The following is an 18,693-nucleotide window of genomic DNA, read 5'->3' on the forward strand; positions in this document are numbered from 1 at the left end:
GCGCGGTCAGCCCTCCCCAGGCATGTGCGACTTTTCCAGGAGGCCCAATGTCCGAAATGCTCGATCGTGCCGGTTTGTCCGTTGCCCCCCAGCTTGCGTCGTTCGTCGAGGAGCAGGTGTTGCCGCCGCTCGGCATCGATCCCGTACTGTGGTGGCAGGGTGTGGCGGGGGTCTTCGCATCGCTTGCCCCCGAGAATCGGGCGCTGCTCGCGAGGCGTGACGTGCTGCAGGATCAGATCGACTCACGCTACGTCGCGGGCGAAGCAGCCGACGAATCGTTCCTGCGCGAGATCGGTTATCTCGTGCCCGAGCCGGCGCCTTTCACGATCGGTACCGAAAAGGTCGATCCCGAGATCGCGACGATGGCGGGGCCGCAGCTCGTCGTTCCGGTGCTCAACGCGCGTTTCGTCCTGAACGCGGCCAATGCGCGCTGGGGCAGCCTGTACGACGCGCTCTACGGCACCGATGCGCTGCCCGGCATGGCGGTGCCCGGTGGGTATGATCCGGTGCGCGGCGCGCAGGTGATCGACTATGCCAAGGCGTTCCTCGACCAGGCGGTGCCGCTGGCGAGCGAAAGCTGGGCTGCCTATTGCGGTGGTACGCCCGATCTGGCCGATCCGGCGCAGCTTGTCGGTCGCAACGGCGAATCGCTGCTGTTGCGGCACAACGGCCTGCACATCGAGATCGTCATCGACCGGGAATCAGTGATCGGCGGTGGCGATCCGGGCGGCATCGCAGACGTGATCCTCGAATCCGCGATCACCACGATCGTTGACCTGGAGGATTCGATCGCCGCGGTGGATGCCGAGGACAAGGTCGCTGCCTATGCCAACTGGCTTGGGCTGATGCGCGGCGATCTGGCTGAAAGCTTCGACAAGGGTGGCAGGACGGTCACGCGAAGGCTCAATGCCGATCGCAGCTATGAAGCGGTCGACGGCGGCACGCTGACCCTGCCGGGCCGCAGCCTGTTGTTCGTGCGCAACGTCGGCCATCTGATGACCAGTCCGGCGATAATGCTGGCCGATGGTGCCGAGGCGCCCGAAGGAATCCTCGACGCGATCATGACGGCGACGATCGCGCTTCACGATCTTCGCGGGCTGGGAGCATATCGCAACAGCCGGGCCGGGTCCTTCTACGTCGTAAAGCCGAAGATGCACGGTCCGGAAGAGGTCGGCTTCACCAACCGCCTGTTCGATGCGGTCGAGGACCTGCTTGGTCTCGATCGCCATACGATCAAGGTCGGGGTGATGGACGAGGAACGGCGCACCTCGGCCAATCTCGCCGCCTGCATCGAAGCGGTGAAGGACCGAATCGTGTTCATCAACACCGGTTTCCTCGATCGCACCGGCGACGAGATGCATACCGCGATGCGGGCGGGGCCGATGATCCCCAAGGCCGAGATGAAGTCGAGCGACTGGATCAAGGCCTATGAGGATCGCAATGTCCGCATCGGGCTGGCGCACGGCTTTTCGGGCAAGGCGCAGATCGGCAAGGGCATGTGGGCCGCACCGGACCGCATGGCCGACATGATGGAGCAGAAGATCGGCCACCCCCGGTCCGGCGCGAACACGGCCTGGGTGCCGAGCCCCACGGCGGCGACGCTCCATGCGATTCACTATCACCAGGTCGACGTGTTCGAACGGCGCGTGGAGATTGCGTGCGAAGCCATTCCGGGCCTGAGCCACCTGCTCACCGTGCCGGTCGCCAAGGGCCGCAACTGGACGCCGGACGAGGTGCGTGCCGAACTCGACAACAATGCCCAGGGCATCCTCGGCTATGTCGTTCGCTGGATCGATCAGGGCGTTGGCTGCTCCAAGGTGCCCGACATCCACGACATCGGCCTGATGGAAGACCGCGCGACGCTGCGCATCTCCTCGCAGCACATGGCTAACTGGCTGCTCCACGGCGTCGCGACCGAGTCGGATATCGACGCTGCCTTTGCGCGCATGGCGGCAAAGGTCGACGTGCAGAATGCAGGCGATCCCCTGTACAGGCCGATGTCCGGGCATGAGGCAACGAGCCTTGCCTATCAGGCGGCGCGGGCGCTGGTGTTCGAGGGGCTGACCCAGCCGAACGGCTATACCGAGCCGCTGCTGCACGCCTATCGCGCGCGGGCCAAGGCGGAAACGCGTTAGGCTGTCTTCTTCCCCCGGCGAAAGCCGGGGGTCGGAGAATGGAATCGAGAAAGCGGAACGCGTCTAAAGTGCGTCGGAGCTAAATCTCAGGCCTTGTTCGCCTGCCTCTTCGCCATGAAGGCGAGGCGCTCGAACAGCATCACGTCCTGCTCGTTCTTGAGCAGCGCGCCGTGGAGCGGGGGGATCGCCTTGGTAGGGTCGCGGTTCTGCAGCACATCGAGGGGCATTTCCTCGTGCAGGAGCAGCTTGAGCCAGTCGAGCAGTTCGCTGGTCGAGGGCTTCTTCTTCAGGCCGGGCACGTCGCGGACGTCGTAGAAGATGTCCATCGCCTTCGACACCAGCAGCCTCTGGATGCCGGGGAAATGCACATCGACGATTGCCTGCATCGTCTCCCGGTCGGGGAATTTGATGTAGTGGAAGAAGCACCGGCGCAGGAACGCGTCGGGCAGTTCCTTTTCGTTGTTCGAGGTGATGACGACGATCGGGCGTTCGACCGCGCGGACCGTTTCCTTGGTCTCGTAGACATGGAACTCCATGCGATCGAGCTCCTGGAGAAGGTCGTTCGGGAATTCGATATCGGCCTTGTCGATCTCGTCGATCAGCAGGACGGGCACCTCGGGGGCGGTGAAGGCCTCCCACAATTTGCCGCGGCGGATGTAGTTGGAGATGTCGTGTACCCGCTCGTCGCCGAGCTGGCCGTCGCGCAACCGGGCGACCGCGTCATATTCATACAGGCCCTGTTGCGCCTTGGTGGTCGATTTGACATTCCATTCGATCAGCGGCGCACCGACCGCCTTGGCGATTTCATAGGCGAGGACAGTCTTGCCGGTGCCGGGTTCGCCCTTGACGAGCAGGGGGCGGCGCAGGGTGACGGCGGCGTTGACCGCGACCTTCAAATCGTCGGTCGCGACATAGCTTTGCGTGCCCTCGAAGCGCTTCATGCAGTCGTCCAATCCCGTTTCGAATATCGGGTTTGGGGATAGAAGGATTGTGCCGCCCGGCGCAAGCCGGTTTACTGCCCTCGGCAGGACCCGGCTTACTGCTCCGGCGGGAGCCGGCTTACTGGTGGTTGCGAGCGCTCGCGCGGGCTTCGAGCAGGTCCCACAGGCCGCGATGCTGGGCGAGGATCTGCTGTGCGCCGAATGCCATGGCCCGCTCGATCGCGGGCGTTTCGGCGAGCGCTGAGACCAGGGAGGCGGTTTCCATCTCGTCGGGGAGGCTTGAGACTGGCGGCGTGATGCCGAAGCGACGGGCCGCGGCATCGAGCATGACACGGACGGCCGCCCAATCAAGTACCAGGGCGATCGCGGCGCCGGTCGCGCAGCCGGTACGATCCGACTGGGCAAGCATGTCCAGCGCGTGGCGCTGGCCGGCGACGGCTGCCTCCGACTCGGCCTGGCCCGGGGTCGAGGGCAGGGGGCCGGCGGCGGCGGTGAGCCGCGCGAGATACGTCCGCTCCTCGATGAAAGCAGCGGCAGCGCTTTCCAGCCAGTCATGCGCCGTGGGCTGGTGACTATGGACGACGGCGTGATCGATCACGCCGGGATGGCGGCCATGGAGCCAGCACAGGGCATGGACCGCATCGGTCAGGTCGCGCACGGCGACGGTCGGGCCCGACAGCGCGCGCGGCATCGGATGAGTCGCGGTCCCGTCGACCGACGCGAGCGTGGCAATGGTGCCCCAGCTGCCGCCGATGCGTTGACCAAGTGCCGAATCGAAAGCCATGACCCCCCGGGTTTCTCTTTGAACGCGCCGGCCAATCCGGGCGCGGTTTCACCAATGAAGCCATGTATTATACCGAAGGGCGTAAAGACCTGGTTTAGAGGCGATTAAGTCTGTCTCAACCACGATAGCTCACGGGCTCCGACGGGCATCGTCCCGCCGCGTATTCGCGTCGGTTCATCCTGCTTCAAGGCTGGGCACCGCCTCCATTGTCCATTGCAAGGGGCTCGCGAGTGTTCGGGTGTCTTGCGATAGAAAGAACCGGTTCCGAAGCTACCTGGTGGCTCAGGTGCCGACAGGTCGACAAAGCCTAGCGGGCGGCGTGACTCCCTCTTGCCCGGCGCCAGACGATTTCGACCTTGGCACAGTGACGTCGTTCCGGTGCCGCTTGCGAGAAAGAGCCTGGCAGTTGGACAGTTTATCCGAACCGAAATTGGGCATATCGAATTGATACCGGTGTCAGTTGTATGATAACTTTTCATTCTCCGGGCACGGCTCGCACGGGCGCCGGTGAACAGAAGAATGGAGAGGATCATGAACATCGGCACTCTGCGCGTCGGACTCGCGGTATTTGGATGTTCGTTGGGGCTGGCGGCGACGCCGGCTCTGGCGTTCGGCTGCAACACCACGACCGACACGACCAACTCGCCTTATTCGGCCAGCAAGTACAAGACCGTCATCGACAACAGCCAGGCGTTGCAGGTGCAATCGACAAGCACCTGCCTGACGACGGCTGACATGCAGTCCTTCAAGATCGATATCGATAACTGGCGCCTGGATAGCGGCAACATGTTGTTCGCCTTCACCGGCGGCAACAAGAGCGACCGCGTCGAGCTGCGCGGCAAATCGTTCAGCGGGTCGGCAACTGGCAAGACATGGTCGGGCAAGATCAAGCTGCAGAACGGCGGGAGTTACTCCGACGAATTCACTGTCGGCCAGATTTTCGGCGAGTCGACGCAGGACCCGATCCTGCGTCTCGAATTCTATGCCAGCCGGTCAGGTGTCAGCAATCACATCTGGGCAGTCTATCGTACCGGGACCGGCAGCGCCGCGGTCGAATATTTCGATCTCGGCCCCGCGACCACATCCAGCTATACGCAGGCTACGATGGAATATGGCAGCAATAACCGTATCCAGGTGACCTATGGTAGTACGGTCCACGACTTCACGACCAATTTCGGCTATTGGGACAATTCGAGCAAGAGTGTCTATTTCAAGGCTGGCTGCTACCTGCAGGATGCGGGGAATTGTAGCGTGACATTTTCCAGCCTTACCTTCAGCAGTTGAGATCTGGGATGCGGCAGGCCCGTATCGCCGGGCCTGCCGCATCGCTCCCGCCTATTGGTCGAGGAAGCTGCGCATCTTGCGTGACCGCGACGGATGCTTGAGCTTGCGGAGCGCCTTGGCCTCGATCTGGCGGATACGCTCGCGCGTGACCGAGAATTGCTGGCCGACTTCTTCCAGCGTGTGATCGGTGTTCATGCCGATGCCGAAGCGCATGCGCAGCACGCGTTCCTCGCGCGGGGTGAGCGAGGCAAGGACCCGGGTGACCGTTTCCTTGAGGTTCGCCTGGATCGCCGCGTCGACCGGGATGATGGCGTTCTTGTCCTCGATGAAATCGCCGAGATGCGAATCCTCCTCGTCGCCGATCGGCGTTTCGAGGGAGATCGGCTCCTTGGCGATCTTCATCACCTTGCGGACCTTTTCGAGCGGCATCGACAGGCGCTCGGCCATTTCCTCGGGCGTTGGCTCGCGGCCCTGCTCGTGGAGGAACTGGCGGCTGGTCCGCACCAGCTTGTTGATCGTCTCGATCATATGGACAGGGATGCGGATCGTGCGGGCCTGGTCGGCGATCGAGCGGGTGATCGCCTGGCGGATCCACCAGGTGGCGTACGTGCTGAACTTGTAGCCGCGGCGATATTCGAACTTATCGACTGCCTTCATCAGGCCGATATTGCCCTCCTGGATGAGATCCAGGAACTGAAGGCCGCGGTTCGTATATTTCTTCGCGATCGAGATCACGAGGCGCAGGTTCGCCTCGACCATTTCCTTCTTGGCGATACGCGCCTCGCGCTCGCCCTTCTGGACCATGTTGACGATGCGGCGAAACTCGCCGAGCGACATGCCGGTCGCCTGGCTGATCTCCGAAATCTCGATGCGGATTCGATCGGCCCCCTCGCTCTCGTTCGCGACGAAGGCGATCCATTTCTTGTCGAGCTTCGACACGCTCGGCAGGAACTGCTCGTCGAGCTCATGGCCGATATAGCGGTCGAGGAAGTCCTTGCGCGGCACCTTGTGGCGCTCGGCAAGGCGCAGCATCTGGCCGCCAAGCGCGGTCAGGCGCCGGTTGAAGGCATAGAGCTGATCGACGAGATATTCGATCTTCGCGTTGTGGAACTGGACGCTCTCGACCTCTGCGGTGAGGTCCTCGCGCAGCTTCTGGTATTTGCGCTCCTCGGCTGCCGACAGTTCTCCGCCCGCCGCCATCGCCTCGAGGCGCTGCTGCTGCATCCGGGAGAATTTCTTGTAGATCGCCGTGATGTTGGCGAACCGCTCGAGCGCCTGCGGCTTGAGCTGTTCCTCCATCTGGGCGAGGCTGAGGGTGTTGTCCTCCTCCTCGTCGTCCGACGGCCGCGGCGTGCGCCGCTCGGTCATCGAATCCTCGTCCTCGTCGGCGGCCGCCTCTTCAGGCTCTTCCTCTTCCTTGAACGAGGGGCCGGCGGTCTTTTCGGAGATTTCGCCCGAGCCATCCTCTTCGTCGGTAAGCGATTCGGGCGCGGGATCCTTCGACAGCATCGCGTCGAGATCCAGGATCTCGCGCAGCTGCATCGTGCCTTCATTGAGGGCGGTCGACCAGTCGATGATCGCGTTGAAGGTGATCGGGCTCTCGCACAGGCCCAGGATCATCGTGTCCCGGCCGGCTTCGATCCGCTTGGCGATGGCGATCTCGCCCTCGCGGCTGAGCAGTTCGACCGCGCCCATCTCGCGCAGGTACATGCGCACCGGATCGTCGGTGCGGTCGATGACCTCTTTCTTCTTGGTCTCGAGCGCGGGCGCGCTTTCCTCGGACGAATCGACCGATTCGACCTCTTCCTCCTGCTGGTCGGCCTCTTCGCCGTCCTCTCCGGCTTCATCGTTCTCGACGATGTTGATGCCCATCTCGTTCAGCGCCGACATCACGTCTTCGAGCTGGTCGGACGACATCTGATCCTGCGGCAGCGCCTCGTTGAGCTGCTCATAGGTGATGTAGCCACGCTTTTTCGCGCGGGCGACCAGCTTCTTGATCGACGCGTCGTTGAGATCGATCAGCGGCGCATCGCTGTTCTCGGTCGTGTCAGCGACGTCCGCCATTTCCGTCTTCGCCATTAATTGCCCTCGGTACCTAAAGCTCTGGCGTCTTCGTTCGCTTGCACCAGATTTGCAAGTCGTGCGTCGAGCGCCTGTTGTTCCTTCACCAGCGAAACCTGCCGTTCAAAGGCTTCGTCCGAATAACGCGCCTTGAGCGCCACCGTTGCTTCCGCCAGCGCCGCGTCCACTTCAGGCCGCGCCACAAGGATGGCGATGGCCTCGTCCAGGTCCTCCCTCGCTCTCGCGGGTTCGGCACCTTTCTGCGTGAACGAACACGATAATTGGTCGGCCCGTAGCAGATCACTTGCGATGTTATCGAATCCTGATTTTGCCAATATGGTGAGCAAGCCCTCGCTATCAAGCGCCTGATCTTCGACGGCCAGGTCGACGACCGCCTCGAATAGCCGCCCGAGTGCCCCGTCGGCGAGCTTCAGCGATCCGAGAACTTCCATGTGACGGGCAATCTCGGCCGGGTGGCGGATCAGGCCGGCGAGTACCGCTTTTGCCAGGATTCGGTCGATTCCGGTGGCACGGACGCCCTTGGCGATGTCGGAAACGGGCGGGTCGGGCGCCTTCCATTTCTGGCCGGGCTTGCGTTTGGCGGCCGGCTGGAACGGGCGGAACGGCTCGCGCACCTTGGCATAGAGATTTTCGAAGCGGCGTCGGAATTCGGCCTGATATTCGATGCTGACATTCTTGTCGGTGATCGAATGGGCGTGCTCATTGAGGCGCATCTTCAGGCCCGCCTTCTGTTCGGGCGTGACGAGAGGCTCGGCAGCGAGCTCGTAGGCCCAAAGGCGGTCGACCAGCGGCTCGGGCGTGCGGAGCAGATCCTCGAACGCCGCAGGCCCCTTGGCGCGGACCAGATCGTCCGGGTCGACGCCCTCGGGCAGGGTGACGAAAGCGAGGCTGCGGCCGGGTGCGAGCATCGGCAACGCGCGCAGGGCGGCGCGCATCGCTGCCTTCTGCCCGGCCGAATCGCCGTCGAAGCAGAGGATCGGCACGTCGTTGAGGCGCCAGAGCCGTTCGAGCTGCGCCTCGGTCAGTGCGGTGCCGAGCGGTGCGACCGCTTCGCCGAAACCGGCCTGGGCGAGGGCGATCACGTCCATATAGCCCTCGACCACCAGCACGCGGCCGCTCTTGCGGCTGGCCGGAGCGGCGCGATCGAGATTGTAGAGGGTGCGGCCCTTGTCGAAGAGCGGTGTCTCGGGCGAGTTGAGATATTTGGGCTCGCCGTCGCCGATGATCCGCCCGCCGAACGCAATCGGCCGGCCGCGCGGGTCGCGGATCGGGATCATCAGGCGGCCGCGAAACCGGTCGTACGGCTCCTTGCCCTCGACCGAGATCAGCAGGCCGGTCTCGACCAGCATCGGATCGCCATAGTCCTTGAGCGCATCCTTCAGCTTGCCGCGCGAATCGGGGGCGAAGCCGAGGCCGAACTCCCTTGCTGTATCGGCGCGGATGCCACGGCGTTCGAGGATGCCACGCGCTTCGGCACCGGCGATGCCGTTGAGCTGGTCGGTGAACCAGGCGGCGGCGTCGGCGCAGGCCTCGTGCAGCCCCTTCGCCCGTTCGGCGCGCTCGGCCGACTGGCGGTCCATCGCCGGCATCTCCATGCCGGCTGCCTGGGCGAGTTCCTTCACCGCATCCATGAAGGGCAGGCCGCGCTGATCGGTCATCCAGCGGATCGCGTCGCCATGCGCGCCGCAGCCGAAGCAATGGTAGAACGCCTTGTCGTCGTTGACGTAGAAGCTGGGCGATTTCTCGTTGTGGAACGGGCAGCAGGCACGGAACTCGCGGCCGGCCTTTTGCAGCTTGGTGGTGCGGCCGATCAGCGACGACAGAAGGGTGCGTGCGCGAAGCTCATCGAGGAACTGGGGTGAGAGACTCATTTTCTGCCCCCCTCCCGCTTGCGGGAGGGGCTAGGGGTGGGCTCCCGGCCCGCCAAATCCGCAGCGTTGGCGATAGTCTCCAGTACTCCGTCCATATTCAATGTCAGATCGTTGTTCCAGAAACGGAGAACGCGATAACCGGCTGCCTCGATCAGCCGCGTACGCTTCTCATCATATTCCTGATTCTCGCCATGTTGATGGCCATCAAGCTCCACCACCAGCCTTTGTGACCGGCAGACGAAGTCTGGAAAGAAATCCGCCACCGGCATTTGTCGGCTGAATTTCAGCCCTTGGAGACGAGAACCCTTCAAATGCTGCCATAACAGCTTCTCGTGGAGTGTCGGTTCTTTGCGAAGCTCGCGTGCTCTCTCGGTCGGCCTGCCCAGCCGAAACCGGGCGCCCACCCCTCGGTCCCCTCCCGCAGGCGGGAGGGGAGACGCAGAGTCACTGCTGTCGTGATCTGCGCCCAGGTTTTCCACTTTACGCCAAAGCCGCCTTCACCAGCCCGCTCGCCTTGCTCATGTCCAGGCTCTGCGCGTGGCGAGCCTTCAGTTCCGCCATCACCCGGCCCATGTCCTTCATGCCGCTGGCGCCGAGTTCAGCCTTGATCGCCTCGATCGCGGCTGACGTCTCCGCCTCGCTCATCTGCTGCGGCAGGAAGCGCTCGATCACCGCGACCTCGGCGGATTCGGCGTCGGCCAGTTCCTGGCGGCCGCCCTTCACGAACATCTCGATCGATTCGCGGCGCTGCTTGACCATTTTCTGCAGCACTTCGACCACCAGCGTGTCGTCGTCCTCGGGCGCCTTGCCGGTGCGTGCCTCGATATCGCGGTTCTTGATCGCCGACTGGATCAGGCGGAGGGCGGCGGTGCCTGGCTTGTCTCCGCCCTTCATGGCGGTGACGAGCGCGGCCTTGATGTCGTCGCGAATCATTGTCGGTCCTTTTCGGTAATCCGTACAGATAGCGCGGCCGCCGTATCTTTAACAGATTGACGCTCCGGCCCGCGAGGCTTAGCGACCGCCGCTTAGCGACATCGAAACCCGAAGGAGTGCCCGCCACGATGGCCGACGCCAAACCCGTAACTGCGCCCGAAGGAGCGACGGGAGTCCTCGTCCTCGCCAATGGGGACATTGCGTGGGGGCGCGGATTCGGCGCCGAGGGCGAGGCCGTCGGCGAGGTGTGCTTCCACACCGCGATGACTGGCTATCAAGAGGTGATGACCGATCCTTCCTTCGCTGGGCAGATCATCACCTTCACTTTCCCGCATATCGGCAATGTCGGCGCCAATCCCGATGACGTGGAGGCGAACGACCCGCACGCGCTCGGCATCATCGTTCGCGAGGATGTGACCGCGCCGTCCAACTTCCGCTCGGTCGAACGGCTCGACGACTGGATGAAGCGGCACGACCGAATCGGCCTTTCCGGCATCGATACCCGCGCGCTTACCCGGCGCATCCGCACCGGCGGCGCGCCGAACGGGGTGATCTCGCATCGCGCTGACGGCAAGTTCGACATTCCGCTGCTGCTTGAGATGGCGAAGGCGTGGCCGGGGCTAGAGGGCATGGACCTCGCCATCTCGGTCACCACCGAGACTCATTATGGCTGGGAAGGCGGCATCTGGCGGCTCGGTTTCGGTTATGACGACACTTCTTCCCCCCTCCCGCCTGCGGGAGGGGCCGGGCGTGGGCTCCCGGCTTCAACAGGCGATATCGAAGACGGTGAGCGCGAGCCCACCCCTCAATCCCCTCCCGCAAGCGGGAGGGGAGGAAGAAGGCCCCATGTCGTCGCGATCGACTACGGCGCCAAGCGCAACATCTACCGCAACCTGGTCAAGGCCGGCGCCAAGGTCAGCGTGCTGCCGGCGACCGCCACGTTCGACCAGGTCATGGCGCTGAAGCCCGACGGCATCTTCCTCTCGAACGGCCCGGGCGACCCCGCCGCAACCGGCGACTATGCGGTGCCTGTGATCCAGGCGCTGCTGGAGACCCGTATCCCGCTGTTCGGCATCTGCCTTGGTCACCAGCTTCTCGGCCTTGCGGTCGGGGCCGAGACGACGAAGATGTTCCAGGGCCATCGCGGCGCGAACCATCCGGTCAAGCGGCTGAGCGACGGCGCGGTCGAGATCACCAGCATGAACCACGGCTTCGCGGTGCTGAGCGAAACGCTGCCGGCGACGGCGCGCGAGACTCATGTGTCGCTGTTCGACGGCTCCAATGCCGGGTTCGAGTTGACCGACCGGCCCGCCTTCAGCGTGCAATACCACCCCGAGGCGAGCCCGGGCCCGCAGGACAGCTTCTATCTGTTCGAGAAGTTCGTCGGCTCGCTGGAGAAAGCGGCATGACGCTCCCCGAGGTGGATCAGACCAGGTTCGAGCAGGAATGGCTCGGCGACCAGGATGTGCTTGCGAGCCTTGCGAAGAATGGCGACAGGCCGGACATTCCCCGGGCGGTCGATGTGAGCTTCAGCGGTGACGAAGAGGCGCTGGACCGCCTTGCCGAGAATGCCGGGGAACTTGGCTTCGCGGTGATCGACCGCGAGGAGAATGAGGAAGGCGGCATATCGCTCTTCCTGGCGCGGGAGCAGAAGGCGGACGCTGCTTCGATCAAGGCGCTGACGCTTCAATGCCTGCAGATCGAGATACTTTACGACGTGGAATATGAAGGTTGGGGCTGCATGGCCGAAACGGGATCGAGCCACTAATGCCAAAACGCACTGACATCTCCTCCATCCTCGTCATTGGCGCTGGTCCGATCGTGATCGGCCAGGCGTGCGAGTTCGATTATTCCGGCACGCAGGCGATCAAGGCGCTGCGCGAGGAGGGCTATCGCATCGTCCTGGTCAATTCGAACCCGGCGACGATCATGACCGACCCCGAACTGGCCGATGCGACCTATGTCGAGCCGATCACGCCGGAGATCGTCGCCAAGATCATCGAGAAGGAGCGGCCTGACGCCGTCCTGCCGACGATGGGCGGGCAGACGGCGCTCAATACCGCGCTCGCGCTGTTCAACGACGGCACGCTGGCGAAATTCGGCGTGCAGATGATCGGCGCCGATGCCGAAGCGATCGACAAGGCCGAGGACCGGCTGAAGTTCCGCGACGCGATGGACAAGATCGGGCTCGAATCCGCCCGTTCGGCCATCGCGCACACGCTGGAAGAGGCGTTGGCCGGGCTTGAGACGACCGGCCTGCCGGCGATCATCCGCCCAAGCTTCACCATGGGCGGATCGGGCGGGGGCATTGCCTATAACCGCGCCGAGTTCGAGGAGATCGTGCGCAAGGGGCTCGATGCGTCGCCCACCACCGAGGTGCTGATCGAGGAATCGCTGCTCGGCTGGAAAGAATATGAGATGGAGGTCGTGCGCGATCGCAACGACAATTGCATCATCATCTGTTCGATCGAGAATGTCGATCCGATGGGCGTCCATACGGGCGATTCCATCACCGTCGCGCCGGCGCTGACGCTGACCGACAAGGAATATCAGATCATGCGCAACGCGAGCATCGCGGTGCTGCGTGAAATCGGCGTGGAAACAGGTGGTTCGAACGTTCAGTTCGCGGTGAATCCGAAGGATGGCCGCCTGGTCGTGATCGAGATGAACCCCCGCGTGTCGCGCTCGTCCGCGCTCGCCTCCAAGGCGACCGGCTTCCCGATCGCCAAGGTCGCCGCCAAGCTGGCGGTCGGCTACACGCTCGACGAGATCATCAACGACATCACCGGGGCGACGCCGGCATCGTTCGAGCCGACGATCGACTATGTCGTCACCAAGATCCCGCGTTTCGCCTTCGAGAAGTTCAAGGGTGCGGAGCCGATCCTGTCGACCGCGATGAAGTCGGTCGGCGAGGTGATGGCGATCGGCCGCAACATCCACGAATCGATGCAGAAGGCACTGCGCGGCCTGGAAACGGGCCTGAGCGGCTTCAACCAGGTCGATGCGCTGGTCGGCGCGCCGCGCGACGAGATCGAGGCGGCGCTGGCCCGTGCCACGCCCGACAGGCTGCTCGTCGCGGCGCAGGCGCTGCGCGAAGGCTTCACCGTCGCCGAGGTGCATGGAATCGCGAAGTACGATCCCTGGTTCCTCGAGCGGATCGCCGAGATCATCGAGGCCGAGGAGGAGGTTTGCCGGGGCGGCCTGCCACAGGACGCAGCCGGCATGCGGCGGCTGAAGTCGATGGGCTTCAGCGACAAAAGGCTTGCCTGGCTCGCGCTCAAATCGGCCAATCTTCATGGCGGCATGGACCGCAGCATCGCGCGTTCGTCAGGTCTGATCCATGAGGCGGTCGCGGCGATGACCGGCGGCGTGACCGAGCAGGAGGTGCGCAAGCATCGCCACAAGCTCGGCGTGCGGCCCGTGTTCAAGCGCATCGACACCTGCGCGGCCGAGTTCGAGGCGAAGACGCCGTACATGTACTCGTCCTACGAGGCGCCGAGCTTCGGCGAGCCCGAGAACGAGGCTATGCCGTCGGACCGCAGGAAGATCGTCATCCTCGGTGGCGGTCCGAACCGGATCGGGCAAGGGATCGAGTTCGACTATTGCTGCTGTCATGCCTGCTTCGCGCTGGCCGATGCCGGCTATGAAACGATCATGGTCAACTGCAATCCGGAGACGGTGTCGACCGACTACGACACCTCCGACCGGCTCTATTTCGAGCCGCTGACCGCCGAGGACGTGCTCGAGATCCTGCATGTCGAGCAGCAGAACGGCACGCTGGTGGGTGTGATCGTCCAGTTCGGCGGGCAGACACCGCTGAACCTCGCCAATGCGCTTGAGCAGGCGGGGATTCCGATCCTCGGCACCAGCCCCGACGCGATCGACCTGGCCGAGGACCGTGAGCGCTTCGCCGCGCTGGTCACCAAACTCGGCCTGCACCAGCCGGCCAACGGCATCGCGCGGAGCCGCGATGAGGCGATCAAGGTCGCCGAGCGGATCGGCTATCCCGTGCTGATGCGCCCGAGCTATGTGCTGGGCGGCCGCGCGATGGAGATTGTCGACGGGCCGGCGCAACTCGACGACTATATCCAGACGGCGGTGCAGGTTTCGGGCGATTCGCCCGTGCTGATCGACCAGTATCTGCGCGATGCGATCGAGGTCGATGTCGACGCGATTTCGGACGGCGTCGACGTGACGGTGGCCGGCGTGCTTCAGCATATCGAGGAAGCCGGCGTTCATTCGGGCGACAGCGCCTGCTCGATCCCGCCCTACAGCCTGCCCGATGAGATCATCGCCGAGATCGAGCGCCAGACCACGGCGCTGGCCGGGGCGCTGTCGGTCGTCGGTCTGATGAACATCCAGTTCGCGGTGAAGGACGGCCTGGTCTATCTGATCGAGGTCAATCCGCGCGCCAGCCGGACCGTGCCGTTCGTCGCGAAGGCGATCGGCGCGCCGGTCGCCAAGATCGCCGCGCGGGTGATGGCGGGAGAAAAGCTCGCCGACCTGCCCAGGATCGACCGCGCGATCGATTATGTCGCGGTGAAGGAGGCGGTGTTCCCGTTCAACCGCTTCCCGGGGATCGATCCGGTGCTTTCACCGGAAATGAAGTCCACTGGCGAAGTGATGGGGATCGATCGCGATTTCGTCACCGCCTTTGCCAAGTCACAGCTTGGTGCCGGCAATGTGCTGCCGAAATCGGGCAGCCTGTTCGTCAGCGTGAAGGACAGCGACAAGCTGGTGGTCCTGCCTGGTGTGAAGCTGCTTGCCGACCATGGTTTCGCCATCGTCGCGACCGGCGGGACGGCGGATTATCTGTCGGCGCACGGTGTTGAGGTCCAGCGGGTCAACAAGGTGGCGCAGGGAAGGCCGCATATCGTGGACCTGATCAAGGACGGCGGAATCGACCTGATCTTCAACACGACGGAAGGGTGGCAGTCGCTGAAGGACTCACAACCGATCCGCGCATCGGCGCTGAATCAGAAGATTCCGTACTTCACCACTGCCCCCGCCAGCGTTGCCGCGGCACAGGCGATCGTGGCGCTTGCGACACGCAGCCTTGAAGTACGGCCCCTGCAATCCTATTATTCGCACTCGCACAAATAATTTCCCACATGAGAAGACGTGCGGGCGGGTCCGTGAGGGCCGGCTTTAAGTGAATTTTTGACGAAGGACCTAAAGGGATGGCGACCGTCGACAAGATGCCGATGCTGCAGGAGGGCTATGAAAAGCTCAATGCGGACCTGAAGCGCCTTAAAGCGGAGCGCCCGACCATCGTCGACGCGATCGAGGAAGCGCGCGCGCATGGCGACCTTTCCGAAAATGCGGAATATCATGCCGCGAAGGAGCGGCAGGGCCAGATCGAGGCATCGATCTCCGATATCGAGGACAAGCTGTCGCGTGCGCAGGTGATCGATCCGCGCGACCTGTCGGGCGACAAGGTGGTGTTCGGCGCGACCGTCACCTTGCTTGACGAGGACGACAAGCCGATCCGCTACCAGATCGTCGGCCAGACCGAGGCCGACGCCAAGGGCGGGCGGATCTCGTACAACTCGCCGCTGGGCCGCGCGCTGATCGGGCGCAAGGTCGAGGACGAGGTCGAGGTGACGGTGCCGTCGGGCGACCGTTATTATGTCGTCTCGAAGATCGAGTTCATCTGAACGCAATCAATCTTCCGCGGGGCCGATTCACCGACGCGCTCGTTGCGCTGTCGGCGTTCGCGCTGCTGTTCGTCACCGCCGCGATCGGGCTCGATCGGGCGGCGTTGCTCTATGGCTTCATCCCGGTCGATTTCCTGGGTGGTGCTTGGCGTGACGATGCGCTGCGCTCCTGGCTCTCGCCGCTCGCCTCTGCCTTCCTCTCGCGCGATTTCATTTCGGCGATCTTCAACATGGTCTTCCTGCTGATCGCGGGGCGTTATGTCGAAAAGGCGATCCGCCCGGTGGGGCTTGGCGTGGTCTTCGTGGCCGGTGCCTATGCCGGTGCGCTGGCGCGGCTGATCCTGACGTCCGGTTCGCCGATCCCAAGCGCCGGGCTCGACGCGGCGGTGTTCGCGGTGATCGGCGCCTATTTCATGCTCTATGGCGTGCCGGCCGCGATTCCGGTCGCGCGGCACCATAGCCGGACGGCGCAGATCGCCATCCTCGCCGGCATATGGCTGGCGATCCAGATCGCCTTCGCGATCGTGGCGCAGAACTTCGCCGTATCGGTAACCATCGTCGAGCCGATCGGCGGCCTGATCGCTGGCGTGGCATTGGCTAGGCCGCTGCTCGCCTGGGTTTACCGTAAGGCCTGAGCCGGCGGGTCGAAGCGCTTGTATTTATTGAAATCTTCGCCCCGTTCGTCCTGAGTAGCCATTGAGCTTGTCGAAATGGCGTATCGAAGGACACGCGGCACGCGCAACAGCAGTCCTTCGATACGGGCCTTCGACAAGCTCAGTCCCTACTCAGGATGAACGGGGAGACCGGAGGACCCGGTCCTTCAATTCAACCCTTGGGCATATCCAGCACGTCGGGTTGGAGCAGGCGGTGCAGGTGCACCACCACGAACTTCATCTCGGCATCGTCGACGGTGCGCTGGGCGGCGGAGCGCCATGCCTTCTCGGCGCTCGCATAGTCGGGATAGATGCCGACGACCTCGATTGAATCGAGATCGTCGAAATCGAGATGCTGCGGGTCGCTGACGCGGCCGCCGAAGACGAGGTGGAGCTTGCTCATGGATCGGGCTTCCAAAGGGGAGGAGTCGCCTCGTCCTTAAAGCGGGATTCGGGCAAGGTGAACCGCCAAGCGCGGCTTTTTGTTACTTGTTCGAGGCCTTGGCCGTGGCGGCGGCACCGGCGCTGGACAGCGCCTTGACCACGCCGTCGATCAGCTTGCCGACCTGGTCCCGTGCGGCGTCGCGGTTGAGACCCAGCGCATCGAGCTCCGCCTTGCCGGCGTCCCGCGCGGCCTGGGCCGCGCCGGTGGCGGTGTCGTTAAGCCGCTTGCCCACGGGGCCGAGCAGCTTGCCTTCCTGTTCGGTGCGCGGAATGACCGCACCGGCGAGCACCCCGATCGCCACGCCGCCGATCAGGACGGCGAGCGGGTTGGCCTCGATTCCCTCGGCGGTGCGGCGGGCCGCCTCGCGCGCGGTGTCCCGCGTCGTCTCGATCGCCTTTTCGGCGGCGGCGCGGGCCGTCGGCTTCGCTGCGGAGGACTTGTCGGTGGAGGGGGCGTTCATTCGGAGGGTCCTTTCCGTCGGGCACGCGCCCGTTTGGGTTTCAAACTCGCAGGCGGCTCGGGAGTTTCATCGAGACCGGCCTCGATGAGATGCCTGAGCGGCCCGCGTGCGACGAACAGGCCGACCGCCGCGGCGGCGCCGGCCAGCGCGAGAGGATGGCGCTTCAGGCCTTCCAGGCCCTCGCGGGCGATTTCCTGCGCTGCTTCCTTCAATTCTCCCACGGCCTCGCGGGCAAGGGCCTTGGGGTTGAGCCGGGCCTGGATGTCGACAAGAGTGCTGGCCAGCCGCGCCCGGGCATCTTCGGCGCGGCGTTTCGCCAGGGCGAGGTCGGCGGCATCGTCGATCGCCTCAGGCAGATTCAGGCGCGCACTCATTCGGGTTTGTCCCTGATCTCGGTGATCTTGCGCACCTTGGCGATAGCAGCCCGCACTAGCAGCGCGGCGGCACCGAGCGAAAGGACGACCACGAGGATCGTCGCCCCGACCTCGCCCAGCGGACGCCGAAGAATGAGCAGCAGCCCGAGCACCGTCGCGATCATCGCCGACTGGGCAAGCAGCAACGCCACCACGCCGAGGATGATCGCCGTCCGCGCCTCGCCGACACGGCTGAGGAACTGGGCGCGATAAAGCCTGATCTCGGCACGCACGAAGCGTTCGGCATCGTCGATCAGCCGCGAGAACAATGCCGCGATGCTGTTGCTGTCATGCTCTTCCGGCGGTCGCTCGGCCATGTTCCCCCCGGGGCGCGATGGATCAGGCGTCGTCGCGGTCGGCGGCGTCGATGCCCGACTTGATCAGGCGCACCAGCACGAAGCCGATCGCGGCGGCAGTGCCGATGGCAATCGCCGGGCTCTTCTTCACGAAGCCGCGCGCGTCCTCGATCAGATCATCGAGATTCTTCTGCTTGATCGAGTCGGAGAAGCCGGAGACGGCATCAGCCGCGCTTCGGGCATATTGGCCATATTGCGGGCCGACCTTCTCGTCGACGGTGCCGGCGGCATCGGTCATCATCTTGGCGAGCTCGTCCAGGACGCCGCCCGCACGGGCCTTGCCGTCTTCGGCATAGGCGCGGGCCTTGTCGCCTGCTTCCTTGCCCAGCTTCGATGCGCTATCCTTCAACGTCTGCGTCGCTGCGCGCGCCTCGGTCTTGAAGCGGGGGGTGGCGGTGTCAGTCGTGGTTTCCACGGTCGGGCCTTTCTTCGGCTTGGCCGGTTTTGGGGCCGGTTTCGGGGTCTTGGCGGCGGGCGAATCCTTGGATGCTGCGGTGGCCGCCTTGCGCGGTGTCGCGGTGGTGGCAGCCTTTTTCACCGGCTTGGCCGGCCTGGGAGCCTTCGGAGTTTCGTCAGCCATGCTGTCGCCCTTTCTCGCGTGTCCACATCAACCGGCCAGCGCAGCCCCCGGTTCCATCGGCCGAGACGATTTGCCGCCGCCGATGATAGCCGATAGAGG

Annotated in this window: 18 protein-coding genes; 7 read left to right on the forward strand and 11 right to left on the reverse strand. The window is 64.2% G+C overall.

Annotated elements, in window-relative coordinates; translation table 11 throughout:
* Nucleotides 1–47: 47 nt before the first annotated feature.
* Nucleotides 48–2,135 carry a malate synthase G gene (locus NDN01_RS05205; protein WP_272626305.1) on the forward strand — a complete coding sequence of 696 codons (2,088 nt, stop codon included), beginning with the start codon at nucleotides 48–50 and terminating at the stop codon, nucleotides 2,133–2,135.
* An 86-nt stretch (nucleotides 2,136–2,221) separates the two neighbouring features.
* Here NDN01_RS05205 and NDN01_RS05210 read toward each other — a convergent pair whose 3' ends face one another.
* Both NDN01_RS05210 and NDN01_RS05215 read right to left on the reverse strand, forming a co-directional pair.
* Entirely contained in the window at nucleotides 2,222–3,076 is an 855-nt protein-coding gene (locus NDN01_RS05210) for an AAA family ATPase (protein ID WP_272626306.1), read from the reverse strand.
* A gap of 118 nt (nucleotides 3,077–3,194) precedes the next feature.
* Complete coding sequence (locus tag NDN01_RS05215) at nucleotides 3,195–3,860, reverse strand: DUF6975 family protein (protein WP_272626307.1); 666 nt, start codon at nucleotides 3,858–3,860, stop codon at nucleotides 3,195–3,197.
* 531 nt (nucleotides 3,861–4,391) lie between these two features.
* Here NDN01_RS05215 and NDN01_RS05220 point away from each other — a divergent pair.
* Nucleotides 4,392–5,144 carry a polysaccharide lyase family 7 protein gene (locus NDN01_RS05220; RefSeq protein WP_272626308.1) on the forward strand — a complete coding sequence of 251 codons (753 nt, stop codon included), beginning with the start codon at nucleotides 4,392–4,394 and terminating at the stop codon, nucleotides 5,142–5,144.
* Nucleotides 5,145–5,195: 51 nt separating this feature from the next.
* Here NDN01_RS05220 and rpoD read toward each other — a convergent pair whose 3' ends face one another.
* From rpoD to NDN01_RS05240, 4 genes are all read right to left on the reverse strand, one after another.
* Complete coding sequence (rpoD, locus tag NDN01_RS05225) at nucleotides 5,196–7,223, reverse strand: RNA polymerase sigma factor RpoD (RefSeq protein WP_272626309.1); 2,028 nt, start codon at nucleotides 7,221–7,223, stop codon at nucleotides 5,196–5,198.
* Nucleotides 7,223–9,097 (reverse strand): DNA primase, encoded by a 1,875-nt coding sequence (gene dnaG / locus NDN01_RS05230; RefSeq protein ID WP_272626310.1) that lies wholly within the window; start codon nucleotides 9,095–9,097, stop codon nucleotides 7,223–7,225. The genes rpoD and dnaG overlap by 1 nt, the downstream gene beginning before the upstream one ends.
* Nucleotides 9,094–9,501: an endonuclease domain-containing protein gene (locus NDN01_RS05235; protein ID WP_272626311.1), complete on the reverse strand. Its 408-nt coding sequence runs from the start codon at nucleotides 9,499–9,501 to the stop codon at nucleotides 9,094–9,096. The genes dnaG and NDN01_RS05235 overlap by 4 nt, the downstream gene beginning before the upstream one ends.
* A 76-nt stretch (nucleotides 9,502–9,577) precedes the next feature.
* Entirely contained in the window at nucleotides 9,578–10,030 is a 453-nt protein-coding gene (locus NDN01_RS05240) for a GatB/YqeY domain-containing protein (protein WP_272626312.1), read from the reverse strand.
* A 128-nt stretch (nucleotides 10,031–10,158) separates the two neighbouring features.
* On the opposite strand from NDN01_RS05240, the gene carA reads away from it, so the two are divergent.
* From carA to NDN01_RS05265, 5 genes are all read left to right on the forward strand, one after another.
* A complete protein-coding gene (gene carA, locus NDN01_RS05245; protein WP_272626313.1) occupies nucleotides 10,159–11,439 on the forward strand; it encodes a glutamine-hydrolyzing carbamoyl-phosphate synthase small subunit in 1,281 nt (426 codons plus the stop codon).
* Nucleotides 11,436–11,798, forward strand: coding sequence for a ribonuclease E inhibitor RraB (locus tag NDN01_RS05250; RefSeq protein ID WP_272626314.1), 363 nt, complete (start codon nucleotides 11,436–11,438; stop codon nucleotides 11,796–11,798). The genes carA and NDN01_RS05250 overlap by 4 nt, the downstream gene beginning before the upstream one ends.
* Nucleotides 11,798–15,133, forward strand: a complete 3,336-nt coding sequence (gene carB, locus NDN01_RS05255) for a carbamoyl-phosphate synthase large subunit (protein WP_272626315.1) — start codon at nucleotides 11,798–11,800, stop codon at nucleotides 15,131–15,133. Before NDN01_RS05250 ends, carB begins: the two co-directional genes overlap by 1 nt.
* A gap of 77 nt (nucleotides 15,134–15,210) precedes the next feature.
* Entirely contained in the window at nucleotides 15,211–15,687 is a 477-nt protein-coding gene (gene greA / locus NDN01_RS05260; RefSeq protein ID WP_272626316.1) for a transcription elongation factor GreA, read from the forward strand.
* Nucleotides 15,688–15,791: 104 nt separating this feature from the next.
* Complete coding sequence (locus tag NDN01_RS05265; RefSeq protein ID WP_272626317.1) at nucleotides 15,792–16,322, forward strand: rhomboid family intramembrane serine protease; 531 nt, start codon at nucleotides 15,792–15,794, stop codon at nucleotides 16,320–16,322.
* A 190-nt stretch (nucleotides 16,323–16,512) separates the two neighbouring features.
* Here the strand turns inward: NDN01_RS05265 and NDN01_RS05270 are convergent, their stop codons facing one another.
* From NDN01_RS05270 to NDN01_RS05290, 5 genes are all read right to left on the reverse strand, one after another.
* Complete coding sequence (locus tag NDN01_RS05270) at nucleotides 16,513–16,743, reverse strand: DUF4170 domain-containing protein (protein WP_272626318.1); 231 nt, start codon at nucleotides 16,741–16,743, stop codon at nucleotides 16,513–16,515.
* An 82-nt stretch (nucleotides 16,744–16,825) separates the two neighbouring features.
* The gene (locus tag NDN01_RS05275) at nucleotides 16,826–17,245 is read right to left on the reverse strand and encodes a hypothetical protein (RefSeq protein ID WP_272626319.1); all 420 of its coding nucleotides are present in this window, start codon (nucleotides 17,243–17,245) and stop codon (nucleotides 16,826–16,828) included.
* On the reverse strand, nucleotides 17,242–17,619 hold the full coding sequence (locus NDN01_RS05280) for a DUF3618 domain-containing protein (protein ID WP_272626320.1): 378 nt from the start codon (nucleotides 17,617–17,619) through the stop codon (nucleotides 17,242–17,244). Before NDN01_RS05280 ends, NDN01_RS05275 begins: the two co-directional genes overlap by 4 nt.
* A complete protein-coding gene (locus NDN01_RS05285; RefSeq protein WP_272626321.1) occupies nucleotides 17,616–17,975 on the reverse strand; it encodes a phage holin family protein in 360 nt (119 codons plus the stop codon). Before NDN01_RS05285 ends, NDN01_RS05280 begins: the two co-directional genes overlap by 4 nt.
* A gap of 22 nt (nucleotides 17,976–17,997) precedes the next feature.
* Nucleotides 17,998–18,594: a hypothetical protein gene (locus NDN01_RS05290; protein WP_272626322.1), complete on the reverse strand. Its 597-nt coding sequence runs from the start codon at nucleotides 18,592–18,594 to the stop codon at nucleotides 17,998–18,000.
* Between the last annotated feature and the right edge of the window lie 99 nt (nucleotides 18,595–18,693).

This window comes from Sphingomonas sp. QA11, assembly GCF_028473665.1.
In the GTDB taxonomy this organism is placed as follows: domain Bacteria; phylum Pseudomonadota; class Alphaproteobacteria; order Sphingomonadales; family Sphingomonadaceae; genus Sphingomonas; species Sphingomonas phytovorans.